The 21,360-nt window shown below is 66.5% G+C and carries 9 protein-coding genes; 4 read left to right on the plus strand and 5 right to left on the minus strand.

Features of this window, described 5'->3' with window-relative positions; all coding sequences use genetic code 11:
• Window positions 1–56 precede the first annotated feature (56 nt).
• Window positions 57–1,886: an EAL domain-containing protein gene (locus CAL28_RS16340; protein ID WP_094842352.1), complete on the plus strand. Its 1,830-nt coding sequence runs from the start codon at window positions 57–59 to the stop codon at window positions 1,884–1,886.
• On the opposite strand, the gene CAL28_RS16345 is transcribed toward CAL28_RS16340, so the two are convergent.
• Together CAL28_RS16345 and rph are read right to left on the minus strand one after the other, a co-directional pair.
• Window positions 1,767–3,485 (minus strand): methyl-accepting chemotaxis protein, encoded by a 1,719-nt coding sequence (locus CAL28_RS16345; protein ID WP_094842353.1) that lies wholly within the window; start codon window positions 3,483–3,485, stop codon window positions 1,767–1,769. The genes CAL28_RS16340 and CAL28_RS16345 overlap by 120 nt on opposite strands.
• A 200-nt stretch (window positions 3,486–3,685) precedes the next feature.
• Entirely contained in the window at window positions 3,686–4,423 is a 738-nt protein-coding gene (gene rph, locus CAL28_RS16350; RefSeq protein ID WP_094842354.1) for a ribonuclease PH, read from the minus strand.
• 116 nt (window positions 4,424–4,539) lie between these two features.
• On the opposite strand from rph, the gene CAL28_RS16355 reads away from it, so the two are divergent.
• Complete coding sequence (locus CAL28_RS16355; protein WP_094842355.1) at window positions 4,540–5,484, plus strand: YicC/YloC family endoribonuclease; 945 nt, start codon at window positions 4,540–4,542, stop codon at window positions 5,482–5,484.
• 42 nt (window positions 5,485–5,526) lie between these two features.
• Here the strand turns inward: CAL28_RS16355 and CAL28_RS16360 are convergent, their stop codons facing one another.
• Both CAL28_RS16360 and CAL28_RS29790 read right to left on the minus strand, forming a co-directional pair.
• Entirely contained in the window at window positions 5,527–8,724 is a 3,198-nt protein-coding gene (locus CAL28_RS16360; RefSeq protein WP_141218199.1) for a hypothetical protein, read from the minus strand.
• A gap of 998 nt (window positions 8,725–9,722) precedes the next feature.
• On the minus strand, window positions 9,723–15,692 hold the full coding sequence (locus CAL28_RS29790; protein WP_094842357.1) for a hypothetical protein: 5,970 nt from the start codon (window positions 15,690–15,692) through the stop codon (window positions 9,723–9,725).
• Window positions 15,693–16,043: 351 nt separating this feature from the next.
• Between CAL28_RS29790 and CAL28_RS16370 the strand changes: the two genes are divergently transcribed.
• Window positions 16,044–16,256, plus strand: coding sequence for an AbrB/MazE/SpoVT family DNA-binding domain-containing protein (locus CAL28_RS16370; protein WP_094842358.1), 213 nt, complete (start codon window positions 16,044–16,046; stop codon window positions 16,254–16,256).
• Window positions 16,256–16,645: a type II toxin-antitoxin system VapC family toxin gene (locus CAL28_RS16375; protein WP_094842359.1), complete on the plus strand. Its 390-nt coding sequence runs from the start codon at window positions 16,256–16,258 to the stop codon at window positions 16,643–16,645. The genes CAL28_RS16370 and CAL28_RS16375 overlap by 1 nt, the downstream gene beginning before the upstream one ends.
• A 116-nt stretch (window positions 16,646–16,761) precedes the next feature.
• Here the strand turns inward: CAL28_RS16375 and CAL28_RS16380 are convergent, their stop codons facing one another.
• On the minus strand, window positions 16,762–21,042 hold the full coding sequence (locus CAL28_RS16380; protein ID WP_176464020.1) for a hypothetical protein: 4,281 nt from the start codon (window positions 21,040–21,042) through the stop codon (window positions 16,762–16,764).
• Between the last annotated feature and the right edge of the window lie 318 nt (window positions 21,043–21,360).

Below are 21,360 nucleotides of genomic sequence, written 5' to 3' on the forward strand. Positions count from 1 at the left end.
AACGCCCGCGCAATATGGGCCGCTCACCATAAGCGCTCTTCACCCGGTGGCAAAGCATGCACGCGTCTGTACACCCCGCTATCCCGGCCGCCGGCTCCAGTGCGGTCCTGCCTCCTCCGGGCCTGCTGGACGAGATTCTGCGCTCCGGGCGATTGGTACCCCTGTTCCAGCCGGTGATCGACCTGGCGAACGGCCGTGTCTACGGCTACGAAAGCCTGATCCGCGGCCCCAGCGACACCGACCTGCACATGCCCGAGGCGCTGTTCGGGGAAGCCCGCCGCCACGGCGTACATCCGCTGGTCGAACACGCCAGCGCCACCAGCGGCCTGCGCGGCTTCCAGGACGCGGCGCCGGCCGGCAGCAGCCTCTTCCTGAACATGTCCGCTTCCGCCCTGCTGCATTTCTGGACGCAGTGGGGCGATGCCATGCCGGCCCGCCTGCTGGCTGCCTGCACGATCGAACCGGGCCGTGTCGTCATCGAACTGAGCGAACATGACACGCTTCATCCGGACGTGCGCACCCTGACCGAAATGCTGCGGACGCTGCGCGCGCATGGGGTGCGGCTCGCGCTGGACGACTACGGGGTCGGCCATGCCAGCCTGCAGCTATGGTCGGAAGCCCAGCCCGACCTGGTCAAGATAGACCGCTATTTTTTCCACGGCATCGCGCAGGACGAGCGCCGCCAGAAGCTGGTGCGCGCGGTCCTGTCGGTGGCGCAGTGCCTGGGTACGCCGACGGTGGCCGAGGGCGTGGAAACCGCCGAGGACCTGGCCATGGTGCGCGACCTGGGGATCCGCTACGCGCAGGGCTGGTTCCTGGGGTATCCCGCCACGCGCCTGAGCGGCGAGGTGTCGCCCCAGGTAAGCCAGGTGTTGAGCGCGCGGTCGCCGTCGCGCGTCCCCACCCGGGCGCCGGGCGCGACGGCCGCCACGCTGCGCGTCCAGGCGCCGTCGGTATCTCCCAGCCGCCATACCAACGACGACGTGCATCGTCTTTTCGACGGACACAAGGGCATGCATGCCGTGGCGGTGGTGGACGACGATAACCGTCCCCTGGGGATCATCAACCGGCGCGACTTCACGGAGCACTACGCACAGCGCTACACCCGCGAGCTGTTCGGACGCGATGCCTGCACGACATTCATGAACGACCGGCCGGTCCTGGTCGACGTACATGCCTCCATCGACCAGCTCAGTCACGTGCTGGTATCCGACGACCAGCGCTACCTCGTCGACGGTTTCATCATCACCCGCGACGGCAACTACGACGGACTGGGCACCGGCGAGGCCCTGGTGCGCTCGGTCACGGAAATGCGCATCGAGGCCGCGCGCTACGCCAATCCGCTGACCTCGCTGCCGGGCAATATTCCGATCAGCCAGCATATCGGCAGCCTGCTGGACGGCGGCGTCGAGTTCGTCACCTGCTATTGCGACCTGAATCACTTCAAGCCCTTCAATGACGTCTACGGCTACTGGCGCGGCGACGACATGATCCAGCTGTGCGCCACGGTCATCCGCAACCATTGCGACCCGCAGCGGGATTTCGTCGGCCATGTGGGCGGCGACGATTTCGTCATCCTGTTCCGCAGTCCCGATTGGCGCGACCGTGCCGATCGCATCATCCGGGATTTCAACGAGGACGCGGTGGACCTGTACGACGACGAAGGCCGCGCGCGCGGCGGCATCGCCGCCGAGGACCGCTACGGCGTCATGCGCTCGTTCCCGTTCGTCACGCTCAGTATCGGCGCGCTGCGCGTGGCGCCGCAGTCAGGCGTGCGCATCCGCCCCGAGGACATTGCGTCCGCCGCCGCCCGCGTCAAGCATCAGGTCAAGCACGGAAACGTTCCGATCGTTGTCGAGCCCTACGTGGCGGACGGCGGCGGCTGAGTCTGCGGCCCGCCGCGCCGCGGGCGGCGCACCGTCTTCGGTCCGCCCCAGGCGGAATACCGCCACCGCGCGGTTCAGGCGTTCGGCACGGCCCTCCAATGCCGCCACCGCGGCGGCCGTCTCTTCCGCCAGCGCGGCATTCTCCTGCGTGTTGCGATCCAGGCCCGACATGGCCTCGTGCATCGCGCCAATGCCGGCCGCCTGTTCGGCCGCGGCCTGCGATATCTCGTTTACCAGCGCGGTGACACGCGCGACGGCCTCGCGCATGGCGCCGATGGTTTCGCCCGCCGAACCCACCTCGCGCACGCCCGCGTCGACGTGATCCGCCGAGTCGGCGATCAGGAACTTGATCTCGCGCGCGGCGCTAGCGCTGCGCTGGGCCAGGGTGCGCACCTCGCCGGCGACCACCGCGAAACCGCGGCCCGCTTCGCCGGCACGAGCCGCCTCGACCGCCGCATTCAAGGCCAGCAGATTGGTCTGGAACGCGATGCCGTCGACCACGCCCACGATATCGCCGATGCGGCGCGCGCTTTCGGCGATATCGCGCATGCGCCCGACCACGCGATCCACGGCCTGCGCGCCCTGCTCGGCCAGCGCCTCGACGCGATGCGCCTGGGCATGGGCCTGCTCGGCGTTTTCGGAGGTCGCGTTTACGGTCTGCGCCAGGGTGGACATGCCGGCCGCGGTTTCCTGCAGCATGCCGGCCTGCTCGGCTGTCCGTTCGGACAGCTGGACGCCGCCGGCGGCCAGCGCGCGCATATCGGCATGGATGTCGTCCACGGCGGCGCGCACCGTACCGACGGCGTTGGACAAACCGGCCTGCATGCGGCTCATGGCAGAGAACAGGACACCGATCTCGTTTTCCCCGCGGCTATCGATGGGACGCGTCAGGTCGCCGTCGGCGATGCGGTCGAAATGGCCGCCGGCATCGCGCAGCGGCTCCAGCAGCGAGCGCCGCAACACCAGGCGTATACCGATGGCCAGCAACAGCACGAAAACCGCCAGGCCCGCCGCGCTATACACGGCGGCATCCTGCATGCGCGCCACCTCGACGATGGCTGCCGCGCCCTGGGCACGCGTATAGCGCTGGAACGCGCCTTCCGCCTTGACGTAGGCCTCGGCGGAACCGGGCAGCACCTGGTCGTTCAAGCGATTCACTTCCACGCCGTTGAACCCCTGGATTGCCTTGCGCATCGGCGCCAGGCAATCGTCCACCAGCCTGGCATAGGCCTGCATCGCCGCATCGTACAGAGGCTTGCCCTCGGAATTGGTGTACGCCTGCGACTGCAGCCGTTCGACGCTTTTGCGCGCATCGCCCAGGAAACGATCGACGACGGCCAGCATCCGGTCACGCTCGGGGATGCGGCCGCCTTCCATATAGGTTTTCGCGTCCACCAGCGCGGCACGTGCCTGGAACACCGCGCTGCTGACGTTGCCCAGTTCGCTGGCGCGCTCGATATTGTCGCGTCCGAGTTCTTCGACCCACGCGCGGTTCTCGCGCAACAGCGCGATGGCCGCGGCCCCGGCCACGACGAACAGCGTCACGAACAGCGCCAGCACGATCGTCAAGGCCCTATTCACAGTCAATTTGTTCCGCATCGCATCCCACCTACGTGCCCCTGGGGGCAAAACACATTTGGTAAGGATTATGTTGCGGTCAAATGGCAGTTTCTTGACATCGGGCGGGACCGGGGAGGACGGCCACCGCGATCGTCATCCGGGTGTCATGCGATCCGCCTACGCCGTGCCTGCAAGGCCTGGGACACCGGCAGTCGGCGGGCGCTGGCTCGCGTGGCGCGTCAAGCCATCGCCTGCTTCTGCGCCTGCACCAGCCCGCCGATGCCGCGCTCGGCCAGGCCCAGCATCGCGTCCAGTTCCGCGCGGCTGAACGCCACGCCCTCCGCGGTGCCCTGCACCTCCACGAAGGCGCCCGCGCCCGTCATGACCACATTCACGTCGGCATCGCAGCCGGAGTCTTCTTCGTAGTCCAGGTCCAGCACCGGACGTCCGCCGACCATGCCCACCGATACCGCGGCGACGTGATCGCGCAGCGGGCTGGATGCCAGGTCGCCCCGCTTCATCAGCAAGGCAATGGCATCGGCCATCGCCACCCAGGCGCCGGTGATGCTGGCGCAGCGCGTGCCGCCATCGGCCTGCAGGACGTCGCAATCGATATGCAGCGTGCGCTCGCCCAGCGCGGTCATGTCCATGACCGCGCGCAGGCTGCGGCCGATCAGGCGCTGGATTTCCTGCGTTCGTCCGGACTGCTTGCCGCGCGCCGCCTCGCGGTCGCCGCGCGTGTGCGTCGCGCGCGGCAGCATGCCGTATTCGGCCGTGACCCAGCCCTGCCCCTGGCCCTTCAGGAAAGGCGGTACCTTGTCCAGCACGCTGGCGGTACAGAGCACATGCGTATTGCCGGCCTTGATCAATACGGATCCTTCCGCGTAGCGCGTAAAGCCGCGCGTCAGCGACAGCGGCCGCAGCTCGTCGGGCGCGCGGCCCGAATGGCGGACCGGGGTGGATGCGGATGAGGTCACGGATATCTCCAGTCGATGAGGTCGGCAGCGATTGTACGGGGCGGCCCGGCCGCCCTTCGGGTTATTCTGCGGGCATCGCGTTCGCCTCGCGACCGCCCCTTCAGGATGTATTGAACATGATACGAAGCATGACCGCCTTCGGCAGCGCCCGCGCCGACCTGGACCAAGGCTCGCTGTCGCTGGAGTTTCGCAGCGTCAACAGCCGTTTCCTCGACCTGTATTTCCGCTTGCCCGACGATCTGCGGCACCTGGAATCGCCGCTGCGCGAGCTGCTGACTGCCAGCCTGGGCCGCGGCAAGGTCGAAGTCCGCGTCAGCTATACCCGCAACGCGGCCGCGGACCTGGATCGCCTGGATACGCAGTGGCTGCAGCGCCTGGCCGAACAACTGCAGGCGGCTCGCCAGGTCCTGCCCGAAACCGAATCGCCGCGGCTGGTGGAGCTGTTCAACTGGCCCGGCCAGCGCAATAACGATGCCCTCGATCCGCAGGCCTGGGGCGCGGCCGGCATGCAGGCCGCGCGCGACGCGCTGGTCCAGTTGCAGGACGCCCGTGCCCGCGAAGGCGAACGCCTGGCCGCGATGATGCGCGACTGTGCCGCCGGCATCGAAAAAATCGTCCAGGACGTAGAGCGCCACCTGCCGCAGTTACTGGCCGATCATCGCGAAAAGCTGGCGGCCAAACTGCGCGAAACGGTCGAGGCGGCCTTTCCCGGCGGCTTTGCCCACATCAGCGGGCAGGAGCTGACGGAACGCCTGTCGCAGGAAGCCAATCTATTCGCCCTGCGCATCGACGTCGCCGAAGAACTGTCGCGCCTGCGCTCGCACCTGGCCGAGCTCGTCCACATCCTGGCCGATGGCAACGCCGACGCCGCCGGCAAATCCGCCAAACGCGCCGGCGGCGGCGGCAGCGCCGGCAAGCGGCTGGATTTCCTGTTCCAGGAAATGAACCGCGAGGCAAACACGCTGGGCTCCAAGGCCGGCAGCGTCGACGTTACGCGCGCCGCCATGGACTTGAAGCTGCTGATCGAACAGATGCGGGAACAGGCGCAGAACATCGAATAGCGCCGCGTGGCCTGATGCGCCCGTGGCAGTCGCCGCGGGCGCTCACCGCGCCGATCCCTGGCCCGCCCCTTGCGGCGATACCGGTTGCCGCGATCCCTGCTTCTGGTCTTGCGTCGCTCCCTGCTCGGCCTGCGTTATGTCCCATTCCCCATTAATGGTTACGCTCGCTTCATCCGCCACCTCGCCCGCGTAGATTTGCTGCACGTGTAGCGTCAGAGGTGGACTTATGCATGCATGGATACTGCAATTGCCACCTGGGTATGGCGCGGGCGTCTGGAACACCGCCGCGGTGGACCACGTCCCGGCGGAAGATGCCCTGACCATCTGCGGGTCGCCGCTGCCGCCGCCGGTTTGGCTCACCTCCACCCACGTATCCGGTGTCGCGGTTCCGGAAACGCTGAACGGCGGAGGCGGCTTGTTTGCCTGCCAGTATGTTTTCGAACCGTCCGCGGGAGAAGAAATCGCGACCGGATTCAAAACGCTGAAACGCCGCGTCGACGTCGGCGGATCCCCGCTGACCATGCTGGGGTTCTGTGTCTGCCGCGCGAGTACGCTATACGTGCCCGCGGCTGTAATCGGATAAGGACCGCAGGTCCAGGTGCCGTCGCGCTGCACCAGCGTCTGGCACGATGGGCCATTTGGAAAGGTCACCGTATAGCCCGGCGTCCCGTAGCCTTGCACGATGTATGAAGAACCGACCACCACCTGGTCCGGCATGGGTTCGGTGATGTAGAAAGGGCTGCCGCCCGGGCAGGTCGCACCGCCCACCGGATACTGCGTCGTCCCCTGGTCCAGCGGATAACCGTCCAGCATCTGGGTCGCGGTCAGGCTGTAGCACCCCGGCCCGCTGGACAGCAGGTTGGTGAAGGCCCATGTGCCGTCGCCTTGCACCGTGGTAAAGCCCAGGTCGATAACGCCCATCAGTTTCAAGGACAGCTGCGCATCCGGTTCGCCGGTTCCCGTGACGTCGTACGGCGTATTGGCCGGCAAGCCGTCGCCGGGCGCGGGATGTCCATACACGATGGGACGCGCGGCGCGCGTATGGAACACCCGGCCGACCGGCTGGTCCGTCCAGTCGCCGGCTTGCCCGGATTGCAGCACGCTCAAGGTATAGGGCGATCCGGGCAGGATGCCGGTCAATACGCAAGACCAGGCGCCCTGGGTAACCGTGGCCCCGCAGCCCTTCTTCGGCCCGGCGCCATCGATGATATTGACGGTGATGCGGGCACCTTCCTGGCCTTGTCCGCGCACCGTTACCTTGCCGATGTCCTGCACCTCTTCTTCGTCGCGCGGCGACGTCACCGTCGCGACCTTGGCGACGGTGATATTCGCGGTGGCCTGGCTTTGCGGCTTGTTGTCCACGTATTCGGTAGCCACGATGGAAAGCGGAGCGCCGTTTACGCCATAGTGCGACAGCGGTATCGGATCCGTCGCCCAGGCTCCGTTCACGATATCGATATTGCGCGGCGAATCGCTGCCTACCACCACCTGGGCCACCGCGCCGCTCTGCCCCGTGCCGGCAATCTGGATGCCGTCGATGGGATTGTTGCTGGAGACCACCGATTTATCCCGTGGCGCGCGGATGCCGATACCTTGCGCCGCCGGGACCGAGAAGTCGCGCGGCACGGCGGGATCCTGCCAACCCTGACCGCTCTGGGTGACCTGCGCCGTATACGATGTGCCTGTGGTCAGGCCGGTAACCATGCAGCGCCACCGGCCTTTGTCGTCGGCGGTGGTATTGCAGGGTTGCGCCGGGTTCGCCGTGATGGCGACGTTCGCGTTCGGCTGGCCCGTGCCGCTGATATCGACGGTGGTATCGGCGGCGCCAAGCTGCTGGTTTTCCTTTGGCAGCAGGACCACGAGCGGCGTCGCAACCGAAAAATCGGCATGCTTGGGCGCGTCGTCCACGCCGCCCACCGATTGGGTGGCCGTCAACAGATACGATGTGGCGGGTTGCAGCCCGGATACCGCGCATTGCCAGCTTGCCGGCGCCTGTTGCGGCTGGCACGGCTGTGCTCCCGGCACATTGATGCTTAACTGCGCGCCTGCTTGCGCCTGGCCGGTAGCCGTAATACCGGTGGTCGTGGAGCTGAACACTTGGTTTTCGGCAGGCACGGTGATGGACAAGGGGTCGAATCCGCTGACGGAGAACTGCCGCGTCACGGCGGGATCGAGCCAACCCGGGCCTCCGGCAATGGCACTGCTGTCGCCTTCCGTCACGGTGGCGATGTATGAGGCCCCCACCTTTAGTCCGGTCACCAGGCACGCCCACTGGCCGGAATTCGGGATCACCTGGTTCTGGCATGGCGTCGCATTCGGCACGCTGACTTTCAGCGTTGCCCCGGGCTGTCCCCAGCCCTTGAACGCGACCTGCGTCGTTTGCGGCGGAAAAGCTTGTTCGTCAATCGGCTCGTCAATGGAGACAGGGCGCGCCACGGAAAAATGTACCGACACCGGGCGGTCCGTCTGGCCGGAGATGCCTTGATGCATGTTCAGCGTATAGAACGCCGGTGTCAGGTTCGATACAGGGCAAGACCATGTGCCGGTGGAGTCGATCTGCACGGGATCGCACACCTTTGCACCGTTGTCCGGATAGATCGGAAGATCAGGGGTTACGGTGGCCGCGACCAACCCCGTTCCTTTTATAGCGACGCTGGTCTGGTTCGACGGAAGCGTGGTCTGGTCCAGCGGATAGGTAAATTTCAGGCTCGGCCACGAATCGAAGCGCAACGTAGCGCCGGGCGCGGCTTGGCCGTTTACCTGCTGGGAGACCGGTACCGAATAGCCTTCAGAATGTGGCGACGGCGGCGGGAAACGGAATACGGAATCGGTTCTCCAATATCCCTGCGCATTGATCTGGGCATAGACGGGCTTTGTGGCGCTGTAATCCGAAACGATAGTGATCTGCCCACCGGGAGTGCCCGTGCCGAAGATCGACGTAAAGGTCGTAACGTCGCCGTCGATGTGGCCGCCATTGGGGGGATATAAAAAACTGAGCGGCAGCGCGTCGACACGAAGCGGTTGCTGTGCCAGTACCGTATCGCTCCAGGACCACCCGTCCCCACCGCCCACACGTCCGTGTTGCGACGCCGTAATGATGTAATCGGTGTTCGGCGCCAACCCGGTCAAATCGCACATCCAATAGCCTGCACCGTTCGCGACGCCGTTGCACCCTGGAGAGTCGGCTTGGCGGCCAGCCTTGGCGACCACCGTCGCGCCGGGAAGGGCGGTGCCACTCACTGTGATCGCCTCGCTCCAAGTCACGGGCGACTGTGGCCCGGTGATAGTGACGTTGGGAACCGAGATGAAAGTCGATGTATATGGCCCGTCTGCGCTCGTTACGGTCGCGGAAAATACCTGCCCCGCGCCGAAGTACCACGAAGCACTTGTCTGCCAGTTACCATTGTCGTCCGCCCAAGGGTACTCCTTGCGCCCATTAGAAGTTACGGTGACCTGAGAGTTCTCCGTGGCGGTACCGCGTATGGACGAATAAGCGTTGGAAGCTTGGTGGATGGCGTTGTGCTGCGCCGGCCACGTTATCACCGGGGGCCGCAAGTGCGCGTCATAGTCCCCGTCAAAGTAGATATCGATGTTGTTGTCGGACGCCATGGCAGGCTCATCAAGGCACGCGACGCCATCGCACGTGGCACTCGATACATCGCCTTTTCCGTTTGATTTACCCTCTGGAGCCACAATTGTGGTCGCCCATCCGAAAAGCCACTCATGCGTAAATAGCAGAGGATATGGAGTCGTAGCCCCCTTCTCGGTCGTGGGCTGTACCCACCAAGCCACGGTTTTCATGACGCCGGAGCAACCATGGCCGAAGTTGTTGTCGTCGGACAATGAGATAGTGGTAGTGCTGAATCCTTTTACATAAATCGTACGGGGCCCCGCGTCGTACATGCAATCATCGAATATCCGATCCAGGGTGATGTTCGCCGGCCCATGATTGATCAGTTGTACGTTATAGGTTGCCTCTCGCGACACGGGTTCCCCGGGCTTCTGAGGCTGCGCGGACGCTGCGGATACGGGCTGGCGCGCATCGGAGTGTTTGGCCAATACAGGACCGGCTTGCGTCACGCCGGGCAAGAAGATCGCCAGCGCAATGCCGATGGCAACGACTTCGGTCCATGCCGTCCCTATCCGCGTTCTCATGTTCGACCCTTCAGTTCAATTAATAGAATCCATGCTGCGGCGTGAATTTCTACTTTCATCTTCGACTTCGATATCGCTGGCCTTCAATTGAAGGTCACGACGCCATAGATGGTGATCTGCTGCTGGTTGACCTGCTGTCCGCCGTAGGTCTGGGTGGCGGTGACCGTGCCGGGATCGCTCTTGCACGAGCTCCAGTTGTAGGTGCAGTGCTGCGCGTCGCTGATCGGCGGCGGCGCCCGGAAGACCGCGTCGGTCGTCCAGTTGCCGTTCAGGTCCACGTCCACCGTCACCGGCCCGCCTTCGCCGCCGGCCTGCGTCACCGTCACCTGCCCGCCCGAGGCCCCCGTGCCCATCACCTTGTATAGCCGGCCCCCATTGGTGCGCACCTGGTCGCCATCGCGCGGGTAGACGATCGCCGCGTCCGGCGGCGGCCCCGCCACCACCGTGAAGTCGCGCGTGGGCGTCTGCCCAATCTGATCCTTGCCCATGTATTCCGTGGCCTGCACCGTGCGCGGCCCCGCCCCCTGCTTGTCTTCCTGGTCCGTGTACGTCAGCGACCACGTCCCGTCCGCGTTGACCGGCGCCGAGCGCTCGGCCACGCCCGACACATCGACCTTCACCGAGTCCAGCTGGCCCCCGCCCGTGCCCCGGATCGTGTATGGCAGGTACACCGACTGGCCCTCCTGCGGCGAAACGATCGACACGCTGGCCGTGCCGCCCACGTTGTACGTCACCGGATCCGAGCTGCCCAGCGCCGTGCTGCCCGCGTACTGCGTGGCCGTGATCGTGAACTGGCCCTTGCTCGGCGTACCTTCCCCGTACGTCTGCGTCCACAGCCCCTGGTCATTGACCGCGATCCCCGCGTACGTCGGCAGGCCGTTATTGCCCGTGACCGTCACCGTGGTCCCCGGCTGCGCCCGGCCGCTGACCACATACGGCACATCCACCGTCATGCCCGACTGCGGGTTGTCGATCGCCACCGCCTCCGGCTGCACCTGGTACGAACGTTGCGCCGGCGTGCCCTGCATCTGTCCGCCCAGCGTCTGCGTGGCCGTGATCGTGAACGCCCCCTTCAGCGGCGACTCCGTCCCGTACGTCGTCGTCCACTGGCCGTCGCCGTTCACGTCGATGTCCGCGTGCTCGGGCAGCCCGTTGTCGCCCTTGACCGTCACCTGCATCCCCGCCTGGCCCGTGCCCGACACCACATACGGCACCTGCACGATCTGCCCATCGGTCGGCGTGCCGATCGTCACCCCCGCAGGCGGCACCGTCGCCTGGTCCGGCTCCACCGAGTAATGCCGGAGGACCGGATCGCCCACCTGCACCGTCTTGCCGTCGACCTGCATCGACTGCGCGGCCTGCACCCAGTACGTCCCCGCCTTCGTGTCGTACGGCCCGCACGACCATTGCCGCGCCGACGATACCGTCACCTGGCACGGCGCTCCGCCCTGCGGATCGCTCATCGTCACCGACGCCCCCGGCTCGCCCGACCCGCCTATCGTGTACGGCGTCTGGTCGATCTCCTGGTTCTCCCACGGCGTGGCGATCGTCAGCGGTGTGGCATCGGCCTGCACCGTGTAGCGCACCGGCGCGCTCGTGCCCGCGGCCTGTCCACCGATCGTTTGCGCGGCCGAGACCGTGTACGTCCCGCTCTTGGATAGATACGCCGCCGACCACGTGCGGTCCTGGCCCACCGCGATCGGCCCCACATCGGGCAGCCCCAGCCCGCTGACCGTCACGCTGGCCCCCAGCGCCCCCGTGCCCCCGATCGTGTACACCGGGTCGGTGATCACCTCGCCGCCCGTGGGCGTGGTGATCGTCACCGGCGCGGCCGCCGCCCGCACCGCATAGTCGCGCTGCACCGGCGGCCCGGCCGCCAGGTTATTGATCCACTGCGTGGCCGTCACGCTGTACGGGCCCGGCGCCAGCTCGTACGGGCCGCAGCTCCACGCCCCTTGCGAGCTCACCGTCGTGTAGCACCCATTGTTCGCGCTCAAACCAGCGGCCGACATGGATGACGAGGCGAGTGCCGCTGCCGCCGCCGGCACCGGCCCCGGCAACGTCACCACCGCCCCGGGCTGGCCCGTGCCGCTGATGGTGTGGCTCGCGCCCACCGTCGCGTTCTCCGCCGGGTCCGTGATGCTCAGCGCCGCCGCCACCGCCGTCCCCGCCACCGAGTAGCTCACCGAGGCGCTGGCGTTCCAGTCCGCGCCCCCGTCGGGTCCCTTCTGCACGGCCGTCGCCGTGTAGCTGCCCGCCTGCGACAGATAGGTCGTGGACCACGTTCCCTTGGACCCCACCGGGATGTTCGCATGCGTGGCCAGCCCCACCCCCGACACCGTCACCAGCGTGCCCGGCTGGCCCGTGCCGGCGATCGTGTAAGTCGGCGTACTGATGCTCTGCCCAGGCTGCGGCGCGGTGATCGACATCCCCGCCACGTCGCCCTGCGCCGCGTAGCTCACCGTGGCCGGCGCCCCCGCCGCGATGCCCGCCGTATACGCCTGCACCGACACCGCATGCAGCCCCCGCACCGCCAGATAGCTGCTGGACCAGTTGCCCTTGTCATCGGCCTCGATCGTACGATTGACCAGCGTGCCGCCCGTGCACTGCGGCAGCGTACCCCCGCCGCAGTCGGCCAGCGTCAGCGACGACCCCGGCGCCGCGCTGCCTTGCACCGTCAGCGTGCCCGCCGGCACCCACTGGCCCTGCGTGGGCGTGGCGATCGTCGTCGCCCGCACCGACACCGTGTAGCCCCGCGTGCTGGGCGTGAGTTGCGCCACCCCGTCGATCACCTGCGTGGCCGTCACCGTGTAGCTGCCCGCCACCGCCACATACTGCGGCGACTGCCACTGGCCCTGGTCATCGACCTGCACCGCCCAGCGCAGCCAGTCGGCCACCCCCGCCGGCGCCTGCGTGCTGTCCAGCAGCACCACCGCACCCGGCTCGCCCGTGCCCGACACCACATACGTCGGCGTGCCCACGTTCGACCCCTCGGCCGGCGCCGCTATCGTCGCCGCCGGCGTCGCCACCACCACGTGCACCGCACTCGTACTGGGCGGCACCCCGGCCAGCGTGTGCGTGGCCGTGATCGTGTACTCGCCCATCGTATCGGTCGGGTACTGTCCGCACGACCAGTCGCCCGACGGCCCGACCTTCTCCACCGTGCACACCGGCTGGCCGTCGCGCGTCACATCCACCCGCGCCCCCGGATAGCCCCGCCCCGTGATCGCCTGCTGGCCGTGCAGCACCGGCCGCAGCTGCTGCGCGTTCTTGGCAATCTCCACGGACACATAGAAGTGCCGCGACACCGGCTTGCCGAACGGCTGCCCGTGCTTGTGCACCTGCACGTTCACCGTGTACTGCCCGCCCGGCGGAAACGGCAGCGGCGGCGACTTCCAGATCCCGCTGCTCGGGCTGATCGGTATCTCGATGCCACCCTCCAGGCCCCCGCCCAGGCCAAAGCCCGGCGGCCACAGAAAGATCGTTCCGCCCAGCGCCGGCAGTCCCGGCGGCGCGAACCCGCTTAACGGGATGCCCCCGCCCGCGCCGCCGCCACCGCCGCCGGGCGGCACCATGCCATCGGCCGGCGGGTCCTGCGGCTCTGGCGGGTCGTCGTCGTCATCGTCGTCGTCCTCCACCGTGTAGTGCCGCGTCGCCGTGTTCAGGTAGCGACCGTTGACGTACTCCTTGGCCGTCAGCGTGTACTCCCCCTCCTCGGAGGCCAGCACGTTGCAGCGCCACCGACCGCTCGCGTCCACCGTCACAGGCCCGCTCGTGCACAGCGACGCGTCGCTGATCAGCGAGGACTGCGGCACCGTCTGCGACGAGCCCGCGTCGGAGATGTCCAGCGTCGACAGCGGCTGGCCCTCGCCTTCTACCGGCACCAACCCCTGTTCCTGCACCGACCCCTCCGCCGGCAGGCTCACCGACACCGGCGCTGCAATCTCGAACGTGCGCTCGATCGTCTGCAACACCTCGCCTGGAGGCTGAGGATTGACCAGGCTTACCGCCAACGTATAGACGCCCGGCGTCTTATCGCCGAAGTCGGGACACGCCCAGGATCCGTTCGAGCCCACGGTGACATCGCAGGAATACTCCCCGGTATAGGGGCTTCCGTCCTTAAAGACCTTGTCGATTTCGATTTTGAACGATGGGGACCCGGTACCTGATACGGGGAGATTCTCACTCGGCAGATAAGCCCCCCTACTCTTGTCACGTGGCAGGTTGACAGTGAACGTGGTGCCCGCTTGAAATTTGAGATGTATACGAGCATCGCCCGTCTGATCGCCATTGTTGAACTGCCGTGCCTGCATCACGGTGGGCGCCAACGTACGCATCATCACGGCGGCCGGTAAATTGCTTTGCCCGTTGCGCATCGTATATGCCGTGGACAGTTCCGCGCGGGTATCGATGCCCGGCTGGCCTCCAAGCGTGCTTGAAAACCACTCCGGCACGGTACTGTCATCCTGCGGGGCCAAAATCTGAAGTGGAGCGATCGGGCCGCCATTGGCCGTGTACTCGGTTTGCACAGCCAGTCGCGCCGCCTTGGCGCCGGCGGCCACGCGCGCGGCCGCGGTCAGTACATAACCTTTGCCGTCGCTTCCCACAATCATCGGAGGACAGCGCCAGCGAAGCAGGGCGTCGGGCTCCTCCTCCAAACATATCGACTGCCCCGACTGCATGCCGTTCTCGTTGCGGCTGACCTCGACCCGCGATCCCATAGGACTGGTTCCACGGATGGAGAAACTCGGAACGACAAGATTCTTACCGTCCGTGGCGTAATTGCCGGAACTATCGGTCGGGGCGGTGAATCTCAGCGTATTGCTGCCCGTATATGACAGATACACCCAGTCCGCTGCAAGCGGGGCCTTGCCGGCACCTGCATTTATGACGGCAGACAGTGCTACAAGGCCGTCCGGCCTGACAGGCTGCGGCATGGAGCCGGTAGTAACCTCGCAACTCCAATCACCCTGCGCGTTGACTTGTACTGCGTCATCGCCGGCCGAGCCATTGCAGACCAAACCGCCCAGATGTACCCCGAGCGTAGCGCCGGGCGGACCCAAACCTTTTACCTGCAGGGCAAGCGCTTCCCCAGCCGATATATAGATTCCAGGCGCCGGTTCTGTAATAAGCACGCTGGAAGCCTTTCTCTGCAGCCATTCCGGGTCGACCAGGGAAACCGCAATCCTGGCAAACACAGGACTCTGCAAGTTGGATTCTTCGACGTCGGTCGTGGAGATGACACCCAGTACGTACAATCCACGATAGAGCATCGGGCCGCCCGACCCGCCAGGCAGCATTGCCGATATCCGGCGTCCCGATACGCCAACTCCGGCCCCACTCAGCAGGTCGGCGATCCGTCCCATAAAAGCAAAGAATATGGGTCCTGTTGTCAGTTCATACAGCGCCCGATTGGCCGCGGAATACCCATAACCGAGCAGCAGATGGGGCTGCCGTGCCTTGACCTCATCTTCGGTACTTAACGCCCCGCGTGCCACCGGCCTGATGTAGGCCATCTCCGTTATGTAATCCTTGGGATCGGTGACCAGCAGCGCTACATCCTCGCCATAGCCCTCTTTTCTCGGCTGCCGGCAGATCCGGGCGATGGAGGTCTGTCGTTGGGCCGGATCGTTCAGATAGCGGATCCGAAAACTTCTCACAATCCGATTCGACGCCGCATCCACGCAATCGTCATCCGTTGCCTCGATCTGCAGGAGATCATTGACGCAATGGTAGGCACTCAGAATGTAGTCGCGTGTCTTCGAAGGATCCTTGGTATCCGCGCCTTGCCAGATCACGGTGCCCGTACAGGCGGGATTCCATGTCCCGGATTGTATGGCGTACTTCTCTATGGAGACGATCTGACGTGCCTCGCCCAGCGGCACTTTATTCCCCTGCGCCGGATGTAGCGGGGCTGGTGCGGCCAGCATGGCGTCAGGGAAGGTGCGGCGATGCTGGGCATCCTGCAAGCCGCCGTCCGACGGCGTCGCGGCAGTAGCCACCGATGCAGCCAGGGCCAGCAATATACCGGCCAGTATGAACGCATCGAGCATCCACCCAGGCCTGGCTATCCTTCGACAACGCGAAATTGCGTGCACCATTACTCCTATGCGGATCCGGCGAACCAACACCGGCGCGATGTGCGTGCCCGGTTCCGGCGAAGAGACCATGCAGGCGGAGCATCAGCCGACCGCAATTGGCAACAACATACCCAAAGGGGACAACGACGGCTTTTAGTTCGCGGCGAAGTGTTTTGAATAAGCTGCGTCGACCCCATGTCGGCCGTTTGGGTGCGACGCGGCATCTGCCGCATGCTCTGCCGGGAGCAGGCCGGATCGGCTGTCCTTCGGTTCGGGAATGATGTATTCTTACAAAACCAATATCGATAGGAATGAGGTACGAATATGTCCGCCACCGCCACCCTGTCCAGCAAATTCCAGATATCCATTCCCAAAGCCGTGCGTGAAGAGCAACACTGGCAAGCCGGACAAGAGTTCGTATTCATCCCCAAGGGCAAGGGCGTCCTGGTCATGCCGGTACCTGAACTGGAGCAACTGGCCGGCATCGCCAAGGGCGCGCGCAAGGACGGCTACCGCGACCGCAAGGACCGCTACTGATGGCCGCGCGGCTGTGCGTGGTCGATACCTCGGCCTGGATCGAATGGCTTATCGGCAGCGCGCTGGGCAAGACACTGCGCAAGCGGTTCCCCGACAAGTCGCAGTGCATCGTCCCCACCATCGTGCAGCTGGAACTCTCGAAATGGCTCGTGCGCGAGGTCGGCGAAGAAGGTGCCGACCAGGTGATTGCCTATACGCAAAAGTGCGCCGTCGTGCCCTTGGACTCGGCCATCGCGCTGCTCGCCGCGGATCTGCACCGAGAGCACAAGCTGGCTACCGCCGACGCCATCGTCTATGCCACGGCGCAACACCAGCACGCGGAATTGCTGACCTGCGACGCCCATTTCGAAGGCCTGCCGGACGTGGTCTTCCTGCGCAAGGCCGTGTGACGTTCGCGATGACACCCGGGCAGGCAACCTGGCGGGTTTGAAGAGGCGTCGTTCGGCTAGTCCTCCATTTCCACCTTCCACGTCCTGCTTCACCTTCGACTTCGACATGCTGGCCTTCAATTGAAGGTGACCACGCCATAGATGGTGATCTGCTGCTGGTTGACCTGCTTGCCGCCGTAGGTCTGGGTGGCGGTGACCGTGCCGGGATCGCTCTTGCACGAGCTCCAGTTGTAGGTGCAGTGCTGCGCGTCGCTGATCGGCGGCGGCGCCCGGAAGACCGCGTCGGTCATCCAGTTGCCGTTCAGGTCCACGTCCACCGTCACCGGCCCGCCTTCGCCGCCGGCCTGCGTCACCGTCACCTGCCCGCCCGAGGCCCCCGTGCCCATCACCTTGTACAGCCGGCCCCCATTGGTGCGCACCTGGTCGCCATCGCGCGGGTAGACGATCGCCGCGTCCGGCGGCGGCCCCGCCACCACCGTGAAGTCGCGCGTGGGCGTCTGCCCAATCTGATCCTTGCCCATGTATTCCGTGGCCTGCACCGTGCGCGGCCCCGCCCCCTGCTTGTCTTCCTGGTCCGTGTACGTCAGCGACCACGTCCCGTCCGCGTTGACCGGTGCCGAGCGCTCGGCCACGCCCGACACATCGACCTTGACCGAGTCCAGCTGGCCCCCGCCCGTACCCCGGATCGTGTATGGCAGGTACACCGACTGGCCCTCCTGCGGCGACACGATCGACACGCTGGCCGTGCCGCCCACGTTGTACGTCACCGGATCCGAGCTGCCCAGCGCCGTGCTGCCCGCGTACTGCGTGGCCGTGATCGTGAACTGGCCCTTGCTCGGCGTACCTTTCCCGTACGTCTGCGTCCACAGCCCCTGGTCATTGACCGCGATCCCCGCGTACGTCGGCAGGCCGTTATTGCCCGTGACCGTCACCGTGGTCCCCGGCTGCGCCCGGCCGCTGACCACATACGGCACATCCACCGTCATGCCCGACTGCGGGTTGTCGATCGCCACCGCCTCCGGCTGCACCTGGTACGAACGTTGCGCCGGCGTGCCCTGCATCTGTCCGCCCAGCGTCTGCGTGGCCGTGATCGTGAACGCCCCCTTCAGCGGCGACTCCGTCCCGTACGTCGTCGTCCACTGGCCGTCGCCGTTCACGTCGATGTCCGCGTGCTCGGGCAGCCCGTTGTCGCCCTTGACCGTCACCTGCATCCCCGCCTGGCCCGTGCCCGACACCACATACGGCACCTGCACGATCTGCCCATCGGTCGGCGTGCCGATCGTCACCCCCGCAGGCGGCACCGTCGCCTGGTCCGGCTCCACCGAGTAATGCCGGAGGACCGGATCGCCCACCTGCACCGTCTTGCCGTCGACCTGCATCGACTGCGCGGCCTGCACCCAGTACGTCCCCGCCTTCGTGTCGTACGGCCCGCACGACCATTGCCGCGCCGACGATACCGTCACCTGGCACGGCGCTCCGCCCTGCGGATCGCTCATCGTCACCGACGCCCCCGGCTCGCCCGACCCGCCTATCGTGTACGGCGTCTGGTCGATCTCCTGGTTCTCCCACGGCGTGGCGATCGTCAGCGGTGTGGCATCGGCCTGCACCGTGTAGCGCACCGGCGCGCTCGTGCCCGCGGCCTGTCCACCGATCGTTTGCGCGGCCGAGACCGTGTACGTCCCGCTCTTGGATAGATACGCCGCCGACCACGTGCGGTCCTGGCCCACCGCGATCGGCCCCACATCGGGCAGCCCCAGCCCGCTGACCGTCACGCTGGCCCCCAGCGCCCCCGTGCCCCCGATCGTGTACACCGGGTCGGTGATCACCTCGCCGCCCGTGGGCGTGGTGATCGTCACCGGCGCGGCCGCCGCCCGCACCGCATAGTCGCGCTGCACCGGCGGCCCGGCCGCCAGGTTATTGATCCACTGCGTGGCCGTCACGCTGTACGGGCCCGGCGCCAGCTCGTACGGGCCGCAGCTCCACGCCCCTTGCGAGCTCACCGTCGTGTAGCACCCATTGTTCGCGCTCAAACCAGCGGCCGACATGGATGACGAGGCGAGTGCCGCTGCCGCCGCCGGCACCGGCCCCGGCAACGTCACCACCGCCCCGGGCTGGCCCGTGCCGCTGATGGTGTGGCTCGCGCCCACCGTCGCGTTCTCCGCCGGGTCCGTGATGCTCAGCGCCGCCGCCACCGCCGTCCCCGCCACCGAGTAGCTCACCGAGGCGCTGGCGTTCCAGTCCGCGCCCCCGTCGGGTCCCTTCTGCACGGCCGTCGCCGTGTAGCTGCCCGCCTGCGACAGATAGGTCGTGGACCACGTTCCCTTGGACCCCACCGGGATGTTCGCATGCGTGGCCAGCCCCACCCCCGACACCGTCACCAGCGTGCCCGGCTGGCCCGTGCCGGCGATCGTGTAAGTCGGCGTACTGATGCTCTGCCCAGGCTGCGGCGCGGTGATCGACATCCCCGCCACGTCGCCCTGCGCCGCGTAGCTCACCGTGGCCGGCGCCCCCGCCGCGATGCCCGCCGTATACGCCTGCACCGACACCGCATGCAGCCCCCGCACCGCCAGATAGCTGCTGGACCAGTTGCCCTTGTCATCGGCCTCGATCGTACGATTGACCAGCGTGCCGCCCGTGCACTGCGGCAGCGTACCCCCGCCGCAGTCGGCCAGCGTCAGCGACGACCCCGGCGCCGCGCTGCCTTGCACCGTCAGCGTGCCCGCCGGCACCCACTGGCCCTGCGTGGGCGTGGCGATCGTCGTCGCCCGCACCGACACCGTGTAGCCCCGCGTGCTGGGCGTGAGTTGCGCCACCCCGTCGATCACCTGCGTGGCCGTCACCGTGTAGCTGCCCGCCACCGCCACATACTGCGGCGACTGCCACTGGCCCTGGTCATCGACCTGCACCGCCCAGCGCAGCCAGTCGGCCACCCCCGCCGGCGCCTGCGTGCTGTCCAGCAGCACCACCGCACCCGGCTCGCCCGTGCCCGACACCACATACGTCGGCGTGCCCACGTTCGACCCCTCGGCCGGCGCCGCTATCGTCGCCGCCGGCGTCGCCACCACCACGTGCACCGCACTCGTACTGGGCGGCACCCCGGCCAGCGTGTGCGTGGCCGTGATCGTGTACTCGCCCATCGTATCGGTCGGGTACTGTCCGCACGACCAGTCGCCCGACGGCCCGACCTTCTCCACCGTGCACACCGGCTGGCCGTCGCGCGTCACATCCACCCGCGCCCCCGGATAGCCCCGCCCCGTGATCGCCTGCTGGCCGTGCAGCACCGGCCGCAGCTGCTGCGCGTTCTTGGCAATCTCCACGGACACATAGAAGTGCCGCGACACCGGCTTGCCGAACGGCTGCCCGTGCTTGTGCACCTGCACGTTCACCGTGTACTGCCCGCCCGGCGGAAACGGCAGCGGCGGCGACTTCCAGATCCCGCTGCTCGGGCTGATCGGTATCTCGATGCCACCCTCCAGGCCCCCGCCCAGGCCAAAGCCCGGCGGCCACAGAAAGATCGTTCCGCCCAGCGCCGGCAGTCCCGGCGGCGCGAACCCGCTTAACGGGATGCCCCCGCCCGCGCCGCCGCCACCGCCGCCGGGCGGCACCATGCCATCGGCCGGCGGGTCCTGCGGCTCTGGCGGGTCGTCGTCGTCATCGTCGTCGTCCTCCACCGTGTAGTGCCGCGTCGCCGTGTTCAGGTAGCGACCGTTGACGTACTCCTTGGCCGTCAGCGTGTACTCCCCCTCCTCGGAGGCCAGCACGTTGCACCGCCACCGACCGTTCGCATCCACCGTCACAGGCCCGCTCGTGCATAGCGACGCGTCGCGGATCAGCGAGGACTGCGGCACCGTCTGCGACGAGCCCTCGTCGGAGATGTCCAGCGTCGACAGCGGCTGGCCCTCGCCCTGCACCGGCACGATCCCTTCCTGCCGCACCGACCCCTCCGCCGGCAGGCTTACCGTCACCGGCGATGCGATCTCGAATGTGCGTTGAATCGTCTCCAGCACCGCGTTAGGGGGGTCAGGAAGGACGAGATTCACGACCATCGTATAAACGCCGGGCGTCTTGTCGTCGAAATCCGGACATTGCCACGAGCCCTTCGGCCGCTCATTCGACTCTGTCGCTTGCACAGCGACATTGCAGCTGTACTCCCCGGTGTACGGATTCCCATCCTTGTAGACCTTGTCGATCTCAACCTTCAACCAGGGTGATGCAACACCCGACACCGTAATGGTGTCAGTCGGCAGATATGCGCCGGCTTCTTTATCGCGCGGTGCATCGACCGTGAATTGTGTGCCCGCCTGAAAATTGACCTGTATCCGTTGAAAGCCGGTCTGGTCGCCATTATTGAACTGCCGCGCCAGCAGTGCACTGGATCTGTATGTCCGAAACGGCACGAGAGACGGTAAATTTCCTATTCTTCTACGCACGAAGTCTCTGGAGGACACTTCCGCCTGAGTATCGATGCCCGGCTGTCCGCTAAGCGTTACCGGATACCACTCCGGCACCGTACTTCCATCCGTCGGCGTCAGCATCTTAAGAGGGGCGATGGAACCACCATTGGCCGTGTACTCGGTCTGCGCCGACAGGCGCGCAGCCTTCGTGCCAGACGTCAACCGCGTGACTGCGGTCAATGTGTACATCCTGCCGTCGCTGCCCACATCCATCGGAGGGCAGCTCCACCGCAGCAAGCCATCAGGTTGCGCACCGTCGCA

Origin of the sequence: Bordetella genomosp. 11 (assembly GCF_002261215.1) — a bacterium.
Lineage (GTDB): Bacteria > Pseudomonadota > Gammaproteobacteria > Burkholderiales > Burkholderiaceae_B > Bordetella_C.

Coding starts and splice junctions, on each gene's coding strand:
- CAL28_RS16345 (WP_094842353.1), bottom strand. CDS start 3,485: ATGCGGAACAAATTGACTGTGAATAGGGCCTTGACGATCGTGCTGGCG.
- CAL28_RS16375 (WP_094842359.1), top strand. CDS start 16,256: ATGGCCGCGCGGCTGTGCGTGGTCGATACCTCGGCCTGGATCGAATGG.
- CAL28_RS16370 (WP_094842358.1), top strand. CDS start 16,044: ATGTCCGCCACCGCCACCCTGTCCAGCAAATTCCAGATATCCATTCCC.
- CAL28_RS29790 (WP_094842357.1), bottom strand. CDS start 15,692: ATGCTCGATGCGTTCATACTGGCCGGTATATTGCTGGCCCTGGCTGCA.
- CAL28_RS16340 (WP_094842352.1), top strand. CDS start 57: ATGCACGCGTCTGTACACCCCGCTATCCCGGCCGCCGGCTCCAGTGCG.
- CAL28_RS16355 (WP_094842355.1), top strand. CDS start 4,540: ATGATACGAAGCATGACCGCCTTCGGCAGCGCCCGCGCCGACCTGGAC.